The 13511-nt window shown below is 71.9% G+C and carries 13 protein-coding genes; 6 read left to right on the forward strand and 7 right to left on the reverse strand.

What is annotated here, in order from left to right; translation table 11 throughout:
• Positions 1 to 9: 9 nt before the first annotated feature.
• Positions 10 to 660: a GntR family transcriptional regulator gene (locus CNQ36_RS03770; RefSeq protein WP_121544923.1), complete on the reverse strand. Its 651-nt coding sequence runs from the start codon at positions 658 to 660 to the stop codon at positions 10 to 12.
• A gap of 186 nt (positions 661 to 846) precedes the next feature.
• Here CNQ36_RS03770 and CNQ36_RS03775 point away from each other — a divergent pair, with 186 nt between their 5' ends.
• Complete coding sequence (locus tag CNQ36_RS03775) at positions 847 to 2001, forward strand: Gfo/Idh/MocA family protein (protein WP_121544924.1); 1155 nt, start codon at positions 847 to 849, stop codon at positions 1999 to 2001.
• Positions 2002 to 2153: 152 nt separating this feature from the next.
• Here the strand turns inward: CNQ36_RS03775 and CNQ36_RS03780 are convergent, their stop codons facing one another.
• Positions 2154 to 3188 (reverse strand): LacI family DNA-binding transcriptional regulator, encoded by a 1035-nt coding sequence (locus CNQ36_RS03780; RefSeq protein WP_121544925.1) that lies wholly within the window; start codon positions 3186 to 3188, stop codon positions 2154 to 2156.
• Positions 3189 to 3295: 107 nt separating this feature from the next.
• Here CNQ36_RS03780 and CNQ36_RS03785 point away from each other — a divergent pair, with 107 nt between their 5' ends.
• The 3 genes from CNQ36_RS03785 to CNQ36_RS03795 are packed head-to-tail and all read left to right on the forward strand — an operon-like array spanning position 3296 to position 6324.
• On the forward strand, positions 3296 to 4471 hold the full coding sequence (locus CNQ36_RS03785) for a phytanoyl-CoA dioxygenase family protein (protein ID WP_121544926.1): 1176 nt from the start codon (positions 3296 to 3298) through the stop codon (positions 4469 to 4471).
• Between the two features lie 18 nt (positions 4472 to 4489).
• Positions 4490 to 5266 (forward strand): SDR family oxidoreductase, encoded by a 777-nt coding sequence (locus tag CNQ36_RS03790; RefSeq protein ID WP_004935096.1) that lies wholly within the window; start codon positions 4490 to 4492, stop codon positions 5264 to 5266.
• Positions 5267 to 5319: 53 nt separating this feature from the next.
• Complete coding sequence (locus tag CNQ36_RS03795) at positions 5320 to 6324, forward strand: Gfo/Idh/MocA family protein (protein WP_121544927.1); 1005 nt, start codon at positions 5320 to 5322, stop codon at positions 6322 to 6324.
• A gap of 43 nt (positions 6325 to 6367) precedes the next feature.
• Here the strand turns inward: CNQ36_RS03795 and CNQ36_RS03800 are convergent, their stop codons facing one another.
• Genes CNQ36_RS03800 through CNQ36_RS03820 form a run of 5 tightly spaced genes read right to left on the reverse strand, consistent with a single transcriptional unit; the run spans position 6368 to position 11302 of the window.
• A complete protein-coding gene (locus CNQ36_RS03800; protein WP_121544928.1) occupies positions 6368 to 7387 on the reverse strand; it encodes a Gfo/Idh/MocA family protein in 1020 nt (339 codons plus the stop codon).
• A gap of 25 nt (positions 7388 to 7412) precedes the next feature.
• Positions 7413 to 8315, reverse strand: a complete 903-nt coding sequence (locus CNQ36_RS03805; protein WP_004935087.1) for a sugar phosphate isomerase/epimerase family protein — start codon at positions 8313 to 8315, stop codon at positions 7413 to 7415.
• A 1-nt stretch (position 8316) separates the two neighbouring features.
• Positions 8317 to 9201 (reverse strand): ATP-binding cassette domain-containing protein, encoded by an 885-nt coding sequence (locus tag CNQ36_RS03810; protein WP_004935084.1) that lies wholly within the window; start codon positions 9199 to 9201, stop codon positions 8317 to 8319.
• 5 nt (positions 9202 to 9206) lie between these two features.
• Complete coding sequence (locus CNQ36_RS03815; protein WP_040907871.1) at positions 9207 to 10283, reverse strand: ABC transporter permease; 1077 nt, start codon at positions 10281 to 10283, stop codon at positions 9207 to 9209.
• Complete coding sequence (locus CNQ36_RS03820) at positions 10283 to 11302, reverse strand: sugar ABC transporter substrate-binding protein (RefSeq protein ID WP_121544929.1); 1020 nt, start codon at positions 11300 to 11302, stop codon at positions 10283 to 10285. Before CNQ36_RS03820 ends, CNQ36_RS03815 begins: the two co-directional genes overlap by 1 nt.
• Positions 11303 to 11618: 316 nt before the next feature.
• Here CNQ36_RS03820 and iolC point away from each other — a divergent pair, with 316 nt between their 5' ends.
• Positions 11619 to 12611: a 5-dehydro-2-deoxygluconokinase gene (gene iolC, locus CNQ36_RS03825; RefSeq protein ID WP_004935076.1), complete on the forward strand. Its 993-nt coding sequence runs from the start codon at positions 11619 to 11621 to the stop codon at positions 12609 to 12611.
• 13 nt (positions 12612 to 12624) lie between these two features.
• Positions 12625 to 13500, forward strand: coding sequence for a Cgl0159 family (beta/alpha)8-fold protein (locus CNQ36_RS03830; RefSeq protein WP_121544930.1), 876 nt, complete (start codon positions 12625 to 12627; stop codon positions 13498 to 13500).
• The last annotated feature ends 11 nt before the right edge of the window (positions 13501 to 13511 follow it).

The following is a 13511-nucleotide window of genomic DNA, read 5'->3' on the forward strand; positions in this document are numbered from 1 at the left end:
GTGCGTGCGTCAGTCGCGCAGCGCCTCGATCACGCTGGCGAGGTGGGCGCGGACGGCTTCCTCGGCCGCCCGCGGGTCCCTGGCCGCGATCGCCTCGATCATGGCCAGGTGCTCGTTCAGGGATTGCTGGGGCCGCCCCGGCCGCAGCGCCAGCTGGAAGCGATGACGCACCAGTTGGGCGTTGAGCCGCTCCAGGAGTTCCACGGCCGTCAGCTGGCCGGAGAACTCCCGCACCTTGGCGTGGAGTTCGTGGTTGAGGTCCGAGTAGGTGAGCGGCTCGCCATCGGCCACGGCCTTGCGCATCGCCGTGCCCAGGTCCTGGAGCTCGGTGACCTGCGCGTCGGTGACGGCCGCCGCCGCCTTCGCCGCGCAGAGACCTTCCAGGACCAGACGGCACTCGGTGATGGCGACCGCCTCGTCCACGGTCACCACCCGCACCCGTGAACCACGGTTGCGGATCCGCTCCACGAGCCCCTGGGACTCCAGCTCGATCAGCGCGGCCCGGATGCTGGCCCGGGTCACACCGAACTGCTCGGCCAGTTCGTTCTCCACCAGCCGCTGCGCCGGCGCCATCTCGCCGCGCAGGATCGCCTCCCGCAACTGCCCGAGCGCGAGCCGTCTGGCCTGCTCCCCGGTGCCCGGTCCGGCTTGGTTCGGCATGGTTGCCCTCCCTGTGTGAGTGCTTGCTGAACGTAAATCTAGCCAGACAGCACTGTCAACAATTTTGTTCGCCAAAATGCGGGCAAGCCCGCGTCGCATGTTTGTCCTGTCAAACGGTTGACATGATCCTTCGTCCCGCACAGGGTGGGCGGGACAGCACAGGGAACGGGCCGGAGTGAGGCTTTCATGGTGGATGCACTGGGTGTCGCCGTCGTCGGATTCGGATGGATGGGACGGGTCCACACCCAGGCGTACGCACGCGTGCGGCACCACTACCCGCAGCTCGCCGTCCGCCCCGAACTGGTCACGGTCGCCGAGGAGGTGCCGGGCCGGGCGGAGGAGGCCGCCGCGCAGTTCGGGTTCGCCTCGACGACCCGCGACTGGCGGGAGGTGGCCGCCGATCCCCGGGTGCGGGCCGTCAGCATCACCGCCCCGAACTTCCTGCACCGCGAGATCGGTGTCGCGATGGCCGAGGCCGGCAAGCACATCTGGATCGAGAAGCCGGTCGGCCTGACGGCCGAGGACGCCCGCGCGGTCGCGGACGCCGTCGCCGAGGCCGGTGTGCAGGGCGCGGTCGGCTTCAACTACCGCAACGCGCCCGCCGTGGAGGCGGCCCGCGACCTGATCGCCTCCGGTGACATCGGCACCGTCACGCATGTCCGCGTCCGGCTCTTCAGCGACTACGCGGCACATCCCGAGGGCGCGCTGACATGGCGCTACGAGCGGCAGCGCGGCGGCAGCGGGGTGCTCGGCGACCTGGCCTCGCACGGCGCCGACCTGGCCCGCTTCCTGCTCGGCGACATCGACTCGCTGACCGCGGACACGGCGGTCTTCCTGCCCGAGCGGGCCCGCGCCACCGGCGCCACGGCCGGCCACTCCCGCGCGGCCGGCGGTGAACTCGGGCCGGTGGAGAACGAGGACTACGTCAGCTGTCTGCTGCGGTTCGCCTCCGGGGCGCGCGGGGTGCTGGAGGCGTGCCGGGTGTCGGTCGGCGAGCAGAACAACTACGGCTTCGAGGTGCACGGCACCCGGGGGGCGGTGTTCTGGGACTTCCGCCGGATGAACGAGCTGGGCGTCAGCAGGGGCACCGCCTACCAGGACCAGCCGGTCAGCACCGTGTACGTCGGGCCGGGGCACGGGGAGTTCGGCGCCTTCCAGCCGGGTGCGGCGAACGCGATGGGCTATGACGACCTGAAGGTCGTCGAGGCGTACCGCTTCCTGCGGTCGGTCGCGGAAGGGGTGCCGTACGGGGCGACGCCGGCGGACGCGGTGCACAGCGCGACGGTGCTGGACGCGATGGCGCGGTCCGCGGAGAGCGGTGCGTGGGTATCGGTGCGCTGAGGTCCGGCCCGTTCCCGCCGCCCCTTCCCGTTGCCCCGGACGCGCGGGCAGGTGGGGGTTGTTCGCGCGGTTCCCCGCGCCCCTGAAGGGGCGCGGGGAACCGCGCGACGGGGGTCTGGGGGCGAAGCCCCCAGGATGCGGCCCACGGAGCGTCACCCCGTCATCGCCGGGGGCGGCATGTTGTAGGGGGTCACCACCTGGATCGCGGAGGGGTGGGTGGGGCCCGCCGGCGGCAGTGCCCCGTGCGCCCGCATCACCAGATGGCACGCCTCCCGCACATCGTGGCGCAGATCGTGGTGCAGCACCGCGGACAGCCGGTGCTCACGCAGCAGCCGCGTGTTGTCGTGGTCGAGGTCGTGCGCGACGAACACGGCGCACTCGCGGCCCGCGTCCTCGAAGGCCCCCAGCGTGGCGATATTGCCGCCGCCGATCGAGTACACCGCGCGGATCGCCGGATCCCGGTCCAGCGCGGCCCTGACCAGGTCGTACTGAGTGGCGTCCAGGCCCTGCCCCTCGGCGATCTCGACGAGGACGCGCCCGGGGTGCCGGGCGCGCATGGCGCCCCGGAAGCCCATCTCCCGCTCCTCCTCGTTGCGGAAGAAGCCGCTGGAGAGGCTGGTGAGCACATTGCCCGGCCGGTCGCCCAGCCACTGCCCCATGAGATAGGCGGCGGTGGCGCCCGCCGCCCGGTTGTCGCTGCCGACATGACCGATCCGGGCGCTCGCGGGCAGGTCCGTCACCAGGGTCACCACCGGCACGCCGGACGCCGCGAGCCGGGCGACGGCGGCGGTGATCTCGGGGACGTCGGGCGCCTTGAGGATCACCCCCTGGGAGCCGCGCCGCCCGATCCGGTCGAGGACCGCGGCCAGGTCCCCCGCCGGGCCCGTCTCACGGAAGTGGAAGCGCGAGCGGACCACCGCCGGGTGCAGGGAGGGCAGTTCGGCCTCGAGGGCGGCGCGTACCGCGGTGGAGAACCGCTCCGGTGACTGCATCACGATGTCGACCATGAACGTCCGGCCGACGAGCCGGACCTGGGTGCGCTGCCGCTCCAGGTCGGACACCGCCCGGTGCACCTCCCGCGCGGTGCTCTCCCGCACCCCTCCCCTGCCGTTGAGGACGCGGTCCACCGTGGCCTCGCTCAACCCGGCCTGACGTGCGATTTCCCGGATCGGGAAGGGGTGGCCCACTGCCGCTCCTGAGGGGTTTTTGATGGCTTCCTGCTGGTTGTTCGAAGGGTTTGTACTGACAAGAATGACATCACCCGCGTCGCTCCGTGACCCGAAGGGACGACCCCATGTCCGCATCCTCCCCCGCGCGGATCTCCGCGCCCGCCGCCTGGCTCTCCGGGCGGGACTGCGACCTGGACGCCTTCCGCGCGCTGGTCGAGCAGCAGACCGAGGCCGCCGCCTACCCGCACGCCAGTGCCGTCGAGCGGAACGTCCTGCTCTACGACGCCGACCGGCTCGCCCTGGCCGACCGCCGCGAGGTCCAGGCCGAGCTGGTGCGCGCCTTCGCCGACGGCCCCGGCATCGCGGTGGTCCGCGGCGCCTTCGCCGAACCGGCCGTGGTGGACCGGATGACCGCAGTGTTCGACGCCCTGATCGCCGGGCAGCGCGCCTCGGGCGCCGTCGCCGGCGACCACTTCGCCAGGCCGGGCGCCAACGACCGGGTGTGGAACGCCCTGGAGAAGGCGGCCCTGCACGACCCGGAGGCGTTCGCCGAGTACTACGCCAACGAGACGCTCGCCCTGGTCTCCTCGGCCTGGCTCGGCCCCGGTTACCAGGTCACCTCCCAGGTCAACGTGGTCAACCCGGGCGGCGCCGCACAGACCGTGCACCGCGACTACCACCTCGGCTTCCTCTCGGACGAGGCCGCCGCCGGCTACCCGGCGCATGTGCACCGCCTCTCCCCCGTGCTCACCCTCCAGGGCGCGGTGGCGCACTGCGACATGCCCGTCGAGTCCGGGCCGACGCTGTACCTGCCGCACTCGCAGAAGTACGAGCCGGGCTATCTCGCCTGGCGGCGACCGGAGTTCCGGGCGTACTTCGAGGAGCACCACGTACAGCTGCCGCTGGCCAAGGGCGACGCGGTGTTCTTCAACCCCGCGCTGTTCCACGCCGCCGGCGCCAACCACTCGGCGGACATCCGGCGCATGGCCAACCTGCTCCAGGTGTCCTCGGCGTTCGGCCGGGCGATGGAGACGGTGGACCGCGAGGCCGTGGCGGGCGCCGTCTATCCGGTGCTCCTCAGGCGCCGGGGCGAGGGCGCCGGAGAGCAGTGGCTGGAGAACGTGATCGCGGCGAGCGCCGAGGGATACCCGTTCCCCACCAACCTCGACAGCGACCCGCCGGCCGACGGGCTGGCCCCGCCCTCGCAGGCCGACGTCGTGCGCCGGGCCCTGCGCGAGGGCTGGACCGCGCGGACCCTGCGGGGCGAACTGCGGGCCGGCGCCAAGCGGCGCGAGAGCTGAAGGGGACCGGACACCGTCATGGGACTTCTCGACGACAAGGTCGTCCTCGTCAACGGCGGCAGCCAGGGCGTCGGCGCCGCCGTCGCGCGGGCCGCGGTCCGCGAGGGGGCGGTGGTGGCCGTGAGCGGCCGGCGCCCGGAACCCGGTGAGGCGCTGGTCGCCGAGCTGGCCGCCGCCGGCGGCAAGGCGATGTTCGTCCGTGCCGACCTGGCCGACGCCGAGCAGGCCAGGGCGTGTGTCGCGCGGACGGTGGAGGCGTACGGGCGGGTCGACTGCCTGGTCAACTCCGCCGGGCTGACCTCGCGCGGGACGCTGCTCGACACCACGCCCGAGCTGTTCGACGAGCACATCGCGATCAACCTGAAGGGGCCGTTCTTCGCCATGCAGGCCGCCGTCGCGGACATGGTGCGGCGCGCGGCGCCCGGCACGGTCGTCAACGTCATCACCTCGTCGGCGCACGGCGGGCAGCCGTTCCTCGCGCCGTACGTCGCCGCGAAGGCCGGGCTCGCCGGGCTGACCCGGAACGCGGCGCACGCCCACCGCTGGGACCGGATCCGGATCAACGGCCTGAACATCGGCTGGACCGCCACCGAGGGCGAGGACGCCACCCAGCGCGCCTTCCACGGCGCGGGGGACGACTGGCGCGAGCAGGCCGCCGCACGGCTGCCGATGGGGAAGCTGGGCCAACCGGACGAGATCGCCGGCTTCGTGGTCCTGCTGCTCTCCGACCGCTCCGGGGTGGTCACCGGCTCCGTGATCGACTGGGACCAGAACGTCCTGGGCGGCCTCGACTGACCTGCCCGCACGCACCACCCGTACCGACCCGCGAAGCAAGGAGCACCGCCCCCATGCGCATCGGAATCCTCGGCCTCGGCCGTATCGGCGCCTTCCACGCCGAGACCCTGTCCGGGCTCGGCGCCGTCGAGTCCCTCGTCGTCTCCGACCCGTTCACGGACGCCGCGAAGGCCGCCGCCGAGCGGTTCGGCGCGGAGGTCGCGGACTCCCCCGAGGCCCTGCTCGCGGCCGGGGTGGACGGCGTGGTCGTCGCCGCCGCGACCGATGCCCATCCGGCGCTGATCGTGGCCTGTGCGGAGGCGGGCGTGCCCGTCTTCTGCGAGAAGCCCGTGGCCCGCACCATGGCCGAGGGCGTGGAGGTGCTGAAGGCCGTCGGGGGCCGTGACGTGCCGGTCCAGATCGGCTTCAACCGCCGCTTCGACGCCGGTTTCGTCGCCGCGCGGGCCGCCGTGCGGAGCGGGGAGCTGGGCACGCTGCACACCGTGCGCTCCACCACGCTCGACCCGGCGCCGCCGCCGGCCGCGTACATCGCCGCGTCCGGGGGCATTTTCCGGGACTGCTCGGTGCACGACTTCGACATCATCCGCTGGGTGACCGGCCGCGAGGTGACCGAGGTGTACGCGGCCGGCGGCAACCGGGGCGCCGGCTACATCCGGGAGGCGGGCGACGCCGACACCACCGGAGCGGTCCTCACCCTGGACGACGGAACCCTCGCGGTGGTCTCCAACAGCCGTCACAACGCGCGGGGTTACGACGTGCGCATGGAGATCCACGGCTTCACCGACTCCATCGCGGTGGGCCTGGAGGACAAGCTGCCGCTGCGGTCGGTGGAGCCGGGCGTGACCTTCCCCGCGGGCACCCCGCACGACTTCTTCATGGACCGCTTCGCCGCCGCCTACCGCGCCGAACTGACCGCGTTCACCGAGGTCGTGGCCGGCTCCCGGCCCTCGCCGTGCACCATCGCGGACGCCCTGGAGGCGGGCTGGATCGCCGAGGCGTGCACCCTGTCCCTGCACGAGCACCGCCCCGTCGCCCTCGAGGAGGTACAGCAGGCATGAGCGAGCCCGGCGGCCGGGAACCCCCGCGCCGCCGGGACGCCCGTCAGCGGTACTGGGCCGACTTCTCCACCAGGGCGACCTCCACCCGGCCGCCCTCCTCGAGGGCCCGCACGCCCGCCTCGCAGACGGCCGCCGCGGCGTAGCCGTCCCAGGTGCTGGGGCCGGTGACCCCGCCGCGGCGGGTGGTGTCGACCCAGGCCTGGATCTCGTCGTCGTAGGCCTGGGCGAAGCGGTCGGTCCAGTCCTGGGTGATGGTCCCGCCCCAGCGGCCGGCCATGTGGGTGACCAGGGCGTGGCCGTCGCCGATGCGTGCGGTGCCGCGTTCGCAGACCACCTCTGCCTGCACCTGGTAGCCGAAGCCGCAGTTGACGAAGATCTCCACGTCGGAGAGCGCGCCGCCGTCGGTCTCCAGGACGACGAACTGCGGGTCGCGCAGTCCGTCGGGGGCGCCGGACGACGGCGTGGGGCGCAGAACCGTCACGGCGCTGATCTCGTGGCCGAGCAGCCAGCGGGTGGCGTCCACCTCGTGGGCCACGGAGTCGCTGATGAGCATGGCGCTGGTGAAGAAGGGCGGGCTGGCCACGTTGCGGTGCCGGTTGTGCAGCATCAGGGGACGGCCCAGCTGTCCGCTCTCCAGCAGGGCCTTGAGCCGCACGTACTCGGTGTCGTAGCGGCGCATGAAGCCGACCTGGACCCGGCGGTGGCCGAGGGCCTGTTCGGCTTCCATCACGCGCAGCGCGGAGGCCGCGTCGGGGGTGAGCGGCTTCTCGCACAGGACGGGCAGGTCGTGCGCGAACGCGGCGAGCAGGGCGGCCTCGTGGGCCGGCCCCGGGGAGGCGACGAGCACGGCGTCGACGTCGGCCGCCGCCATCGCGGCGGCCGGGTCGGTGTACGCGGCGCAGCCGTCGACGCCCGCGGCGACCGCCTTGGCCCGTTCGGCGTCGGTGTCCACGACGGCGGTGACCCGCGCGCCGCTGACGACCCGGTCGATCCGGCGTACGTGGTCCGCGCCCATGCGGCCGGTGCCGATGACGGCGACGCGCAGTGGTTCGCGCCGGTTCATCTCTCTCGCCTCCCCTTCCGGGACGTCAGGCGCCGCAGGAGCGGAGGAACTTGCGGGTGCGCTCGGCGATGGGGAGCGGCTTGTCCGGCTCGCAGGGGTACATGTCCTGCTCGACGATGGCGAACAGGTCCACGCCGAGCTTCTGGGCGGCGGTGAGGACCGGCCCCAGTTCGGGGACGCCGGCGGGCGGTTCGCACATCACTCCGCGCTGCACGGCCGGTCCGAACGGGATCTCGTTGCTGACGACGTCGGCGAGGATCTCCGGGTCGACCTGCTTGAGGTGGAGGTAGCCGATCCGCTCGCCGTAGGTCTCGATCAGCTTGACGCTGTCGCCGCCGCAGTAGGCGTAGTGGCCGGTGTCCAGGCACAGGTTGACCAGGCCGGAGTCGGTGGAGTCGAGGAAGCGTTCGACGTGTTCCTCGGTGTCGATGTGGGTGTCGGCGTGCGGGTGGACGACGATGTCGAGCCCGTACGTCTCCTTGACCTCGCGGCCCAGGCGTTCCATGCCCCGGGTGAGGTGGCCCCACTGCTCGGTGCTGAGCTCCGGGGCCTCGAGGATCTCGGCGGTCTTGTCGTCGCGCCAGAACGACGGGATGACGACCAGGTGCTTCGCGTCCATGTCCCGGGTGAGCGCGGCGACGCGGCTGACCTGTTCCCAGGTGGCGTCCCATTCGGACGGGCCGCGGTGCAGTCCGCAGAAGATGGTGCCGGCCGAGACCCTCAGGCCCCGCCTGGTCACCTCGTCGGTGAGGCGGGCCGGGTCGGTGGGGAGGTAGCCGTAGGGGCCGAGTTCGATCCAGGAGTAGCCGGCCTGGGCGACCTCGTCGAGGAAGCGCTGCCAGGGCACCTGCTGGGGGTCGTCGGGGAACCAGACGCCCCAGGAGTCGGGGGCGGAGCCGACCCGGATGCGGTCGAGCGCGACTGCCATGTCAGGACTTTCCTTCCGGAGTTGCGGCTACGGGGGCCGGGAGGTCGCCCTCCCCGGGGAGTTCCTCGGTGTCGACGCCGCGGACCTGCGCCAGCTCGTGCTTGAGCGCGGTGAGTTCGGCGCCGCCGGCCATGTGGTTGGTCAGTTCCTCGAGGCCGACCTCGCTGCGGGAGGCGGTCAGTTCCATGGTGCCCAGGCGCAGCACGCTGAAGTGGTCGCCGACCATGTAGGCGTGGTGCGGGTTGTGGGTGATGAAGATGACGCCGAGGCCGCGGTCGCGGGCCATGGCGATGTACTTCAGGACGACGCCGGACTGCTTGACGCCGAGGGCGGCGGTCGGCTCGTCGAGGATGAGGACGCGGGCGCCGAAGTAGACGGCGCGGGCGATGGCGACGCACTGGCGCTGGCCGCCGGAGAGCGTGCCGATGGGCTGCTCCAGGTCGTCCAGGACGATGCCCATGTTGCGCAGTTCCTCGTCGGCCGTCCTCTTCATCCGGTCGATGTCGAGGCGGCGGACCGGCCAGGGGCCCTTGGTCATCTCCGAGCCGAGGAAGAAGTTGCGCCACACCGGCATCAGCGGGACGACCGCGAGGTCCTGGTAGACGGTGGCGATGCCCCTGTCGAGGGCCTCGCGCGGGGTGGAGAACCGCACGGGCTCGCCGTCGACGAGGAACTCGCCCTCGGTGTGCTGGTGCAGACCCGAGATGATCTTGATGAGGGTGGACTTGCCCGCGCCGTTGTCGCCGAGGACGCAGGTCACCTTGCCGGGGTGGACGGTGAGGTCGACTCCGTGCAGGGCGCGGATGTTGCCGTAGGACTTGCCCGCGGCGCGGAGTTCGACGAGGGGACGGTCGCCGCCGGGGGTGGAGGTCGTCTTGTCGGTCATGGGGGTCACCTCCGGGTCGCGGTGCGCTGGACCCACAGATTGATGAGGACGGCGCCGAGCAGCATCACGCCGAGGAAGGCCTTGAACCAGTCGGGGTTCCAGCCGGCGTAGACGATGCCCTGCTGCACCATGCCGAACATGAAGGCGCCGAAGACCGGGCCGATCGCGGAGCCGTAGCCGCCGGTCAGCAGACAGCCGCCGATGACCGCCGCGGCGATGTAGATGAGCTCCTGGCCCACGCCCTCGCCGGACTGCACGGTGTTGAAGGAGAACAGGTTGTGCATGCCGACGAACCAGGCGCCGAAGCCGACCAGCATGAACAGGGAGATCTTGGTGAAGGTCACGGGGACGCCGACCGCGCGGGCGCTGTCCTTGTTGCCGCCGACCGCGAAGATCCAGTTGCCGTACTTGGTGCGCAGCAGCACCCAGGTGGCCAGGGCGGCGAAGACGAGCCACCACACCACGGTGATCTTCACCTGTACGCCGCCGACCTCGAAGGAGGAGGCGAAGAGGCTCTTGGCCTGCTCGAAGCCGTCCATGTCGCTGATGTCGTCGGTGGCGACGTTCCCGGTGACCAGCTTGGTCACCGCGAGGTTGACGCCCTGCAGGATCAGGAAGGTGCCGAGGGTGACCAGGAAGCTGGGCAGCCCGGTCCTGACCAGCATCCAGCCGTTGAACGCCCCGATGCCCAGGGAGACCGCCAGGGCGACGATCACTCCCATCCACACGTTCATCGTGAGCTGGTAGCTGAGCATGCTCGCGGTGAGCGCCGAGGTCACGACGGCGACACCGGCGGAGAGGTCGAACTCGCCGCCGATCATCAGCAGGGCCACCGGCAGCGCCATGATCCCGATGACCGACGACTGGTACAGGATGTTCGCCATGGAGCCGGCGTCCCGCACCGGCGGGGCGGCGAACAGGAAGAACACCACGACGGCCACGGCTCCGAGGAACACGCCGACCTCGGGGCGGGCGAGCAGCCGCAGCACCGGCGAGCGCCGCACGGTGCGGCCGTCGGTCTGTTTCGGGCCGGGGGCCGGCGGTGTGTCCACCGCCGGCTCAGCCTGTCGGGCCATGCTCATCACCGAGTGCCCTTGGCGGCGTACTGGGACACCGCGTCGACGTTGGACTTGTCCACGAACGCCGGGCCGGTCAGCACCGGCTGCTCCCCGCCGCCGCTGTAGTTGCCGTTGTTCTTGTAGAGCCAGAGGCCGTCGACGGCGAGGTAGCCCTGCAGGTACGGCTGCTGGTCCACGGCGAACTGGATGTCGCCGGCCTGGATCGCCTTGGTCAGGTCCTTGTTGAGGTCGAAGGTGGCGACCTTCGCCTTGCTGCCCGCGTCGCCCACCGACTGCACCGCGGTCGGCGCGAAGGGCGCGCCGAGGGTGACGACGTAGTCGATGGCGGAATCCTGCTTCAGCTTGGCGGTGATCGTCGACTTCACCGACGGCATGTCGGTGCCGTTGACGTTGAGGATCTGGGTCTTGCCCTCGAAGGTCTTCTTCACCCCGTCGCACCGCTGGGTGAGGCCGACGTTGCCCTGCTCGTGGATGACGCAGACGGCGTTGCTCGCGCCGACCTCGTTGAGCTTCTTGCCGAACGCCTCGCCCGCCACCGACTCGTCCTGGCCGAAGAACTCCAGGAGGTCGAGCTCCTTCCAGTCGGTCAGACCGGAGTTGAGGCCGACGACGGGGATGCCGGCCGCGTTGGCCTTGGCTATGACGGCCTTCAGCGCGTCGGGCTTGGCGAGGGTGACCGCGATGCCGTCGACCTTCTGGTCGATCGCGTTCTGCACCAGGGTGGCCTGGCTGCCGGCGTTCGGGTCGGCCGAGTAGACGAGGTCGACGTTGTCCTTGGCGGCGGCGGCCTCGGCGCCCTTGCGGACGATGTCCCAGAAGGTGTCACCGGGCGCCTGGTGGGTGACCAGGGCGACCTTCATGCGCGGCGTCGACGCCTTGCCGGCGGACGCGTCGGCTCCGCCCTCCTCGGACTTCTTGCCTCCGGAACCGCTGGAGCAGCCGGCGAGGGTCAGGGCGGCTGCCGCCGCGACCGCGACGAACGACGCGATTCTGCGGGGGCGGATGTGAGAAGAGCGGTCCATCTGTCCTGCACCTCACTGTGCTACGCGGGGAAAGGGCGGGAGTCCGAGGAATCCGGTGCCCGGAGCCTCGGGAGTCCGGGTGTGCCGTGAACACGGCGGTCGTGCTGGGACGCGATCCAATCCCCAGAACCGCCTGCTGTCAATACTTTGTTAAGACATCATTTCACTAACTAGTCCGAATGTAAGTACAAACTATTGACAGCGCCGCCCTCCGAGACCTACACCTGTGAGGCGGCAGGTCCCTGGAATCCACGCCCCCCACCGTGGCAGGGCGTCCTGGGACCCGCATCCCCAGCAGCTCGAGGAGCGTCGCTCAATGGCCGACTCACCACACTATTTCGATCTGATCACCATGGGTCGCATCGGGGTCGATCTTTATCCACTGGAGACCGGCGTTCCGCTGGCGCGGGTGGAGACGTTCGGGAAATTCCTGGGCGGATCGGCCGCCAACGTCGCGGTGGCGGCCGCCCGGCTGGGCCGCTCGGCCGCGGTGATCACCCGCACCGGTGACGACCCGTTCGGCGCCTACCTGCACGAGGCGCTGAAGGGGTTCGGCGTGGACGACCGCTGGGTGACGCCGGTGGCCGCGTACCCCACGCCGGTCACCTTCTGCGAGATCTTCCCGCCCGACGACTTCCCGCTGTACTTCTACCGCCGGCCCAAGGCCCCCGACCTGGAGATCCACGCCGCCGAGCTGGACCTGGCCGCCGTGCGCGCGGCCGGGATCTTCTGGATCACCGGCACCGGTCTGAGCGAGGAGCCGAGCCGCTCGGCCACCCTCGCCGCCCTGGAGGCCCGCGCCAAGGCCGGCACCACCGTCTTCGACCTGGACTGGCGCCCGATGTTCTGGCGCGACCCCGAACAGGCCCGCCCGTACTACCGGGAGGCGCTGCGCCACGCCACGGTCGCGGTCGGCAACCTCGACGAGTGCGAGGTCGCCACCGGGGTGCGCGAGCCCGACGCCTGCGCCGAGGCGCTGCTGGCGGCCGGGGTGGAGCTGGCCGTGGTCAAGCAGGGCCCCCGGGGAGTGCTCGCCGTGCACCGCGACGGCACCCGGGCCGAGGTGCCGCCGGTGCCGGTCGAGGTGGTCAACGGCCTCGGCGCGGGCGACGCCTTCGGCGGCTCGCTCTGCCACGGTCTACTCTCCGGCTGGGACCTGGAGCGGATCATGCGCCACGCCAACGCGGCCGGCGCCCTCGTCGCCTCGCGCCTCGCCTGTTCGTCCGCCATGCCGACCGGGCCGGAGGTGGCGGACCTCCTCGCGCGGGCCGCGTCGCCGGACGCGGCGGACCTGCCGAGCCAGTCCTGAACGGAGCACTTCCTTGAATCTCAGCATCCCCGACCTCACCACGGTCCGGGCCCGCAACCCGGAGGCCGTCGCCGAGGCCGCCGCCCGCCGGGCACGGCGCCCGCTGCTCGGCGACAGCGGCCGGCTGATGATCGTGGCCGCCGACCACCCCGCCAGGGGCGCGCTCGGCATCGGCGACCGGCGCCTGGCCATGGCGGACCGCGCCGACCTGCTGGAACGTCTCTGCGTCGCGCTGTCCCGCCCCGGTGTGGACGGGGTGCTGGCCACCGCCGACATCCTGGAGGACCTGCTGCTCCTCGGGGCGCTGGAGAACAAGGTCGTCATGGGCTCGATGAACCGGGGCGGTCTGGCCGGGGCGTCCTTCGAGATGGACGACCGCTTCACCGGCCACCGCGCCGAGGACATCGCCCGGCTGGGCTGGGACGCGGGCAAGCTGCTGCTCCGCGTCGACTACGACGACCCCGGCTCCCTGACCACCATGGAGTCCGCCGCCCGCGCCGTCGACGCCATGGCCGAACGCCGGCTGCCGGTGTTCGTGGAGCCGTTCGTCTCCCGCCGGGTGGACGGCCGGGTCCGCAACGACCTGTCCGCCGAGGCCGTCACCCGCTCCATCGCCCTCGCCTCCGGGCTGGGCGGCACCTCCGCCTACACCTGGCTGAAGCTGCCGGTCACCGACGACGTCGACGACATGCCCGAGGTGCTGCGGGCCTCGACGCTGCCCGTCGTGCTGCTCGGCGGCGAGGTCGGCGACCAGGATGCGGCGTACGAGCGGTGGGGCAAGGCGCTGCGGCTGCCCACCGTGCAGGGCATGGTCGTCGGCCGCTCGCTGCTCTACCCGGCGCAGGGCAGTGTGGAGACGGCGGTGGACACGGCCGTCGGACTGCTGTGAGACGCGTGAGA

This window comes from Streptomyces fungicidicus (assembly GCF_003665435.1).
GTDB classification, from domain to species: Bacteria; Actinomycetota; Actinomycetes; order Streptomycetales; family Streptomycetaceae; genus Streptomyces; species Streptomyces fungicidicus.

Excerpts from the sequence above, each read along its gene's own strand:
- CNQ36_RS03795 (WP_121544927.1), top strand. The coding sequence starts at position 5,320 with ATGCGCATCGGAATCCTCGGCCTCGGCCGTATCGGCGCCTTCCACGCC.
- CNQ36_RS03820 (WP_121544929.1), bottom strand. The coding sequence starts at position 11,302 with ATGGACCGCTCTTCTCACATCCGCCCCCGCAGAATCGCGTCGTTCGTC.
- CNQ36_RS03800 (WP_121544928.1), bottom strand. The coding sequence starts at position 7,387 with ATGAACCGGCGCGAACCACTGCGCGTCGCCGTCATCGGCACCGGCCGC.
- CNQ36_RS03790 (WP_004935096.1), top strand. The coding sequence starts at position 4,490 with ATGGGACTTCTCGACGACAAGGTCGTCCTCGTCAACGGCGGCAGCCAG.
- CNQ36_RS03775 (WP_121544924.1), top strand. The coding sequence starts at position 847 with ATGGTGGATGCACTGGGTGTCGCCGTCGTCGGATTCGGATGGATGGGA.
- CNQ36_RS03805 (WP_004935087.1), bottom strand. The coding sequence starts at position 8,315 with ATGGCAGTCGCGCTCGACCGCATCCGGGTCGGCTCCGCCCCCGACTCC.
- CNQ36_RS03810 (WP_004935084.1), bottom strand. The coding sequence starts at position 9,201 with ATGACCGACAAGACGACCTCCACCCCCGGCGGCGACCGTCCCCTCGTC.
- CNQ36_RS03770 (WP_121544923.1), bottom strand. The coding sequence starts at position 660 with ATGCCGAACCAAGCCGGACCGGGCACCGGGGAGCAGGCCAGACGGCTC.
- CNQ36_RS03785 (WP_121544926.1), top strand. The coding sequence starts at position 3,296 with ATGTCCGCATCCTCCCCCGCGCGGATCTCCGCGCCCGCCGCCTGGCTC.
- CNQ36_RS03815 (WP_040907871.1), bottom strand. The coding sequence starts at position 10,283 with ATGAGCATGGCCCGACAGGCTGAGCCGGCGGTGGACACACCGCCGGCC.
- iolC (WP_004935076.1), top strand. The coding sequence starts at position 11,619 with ATGGCCGACTCACCACACTATTTCGATCTGATCACCATGGGTCGCATC.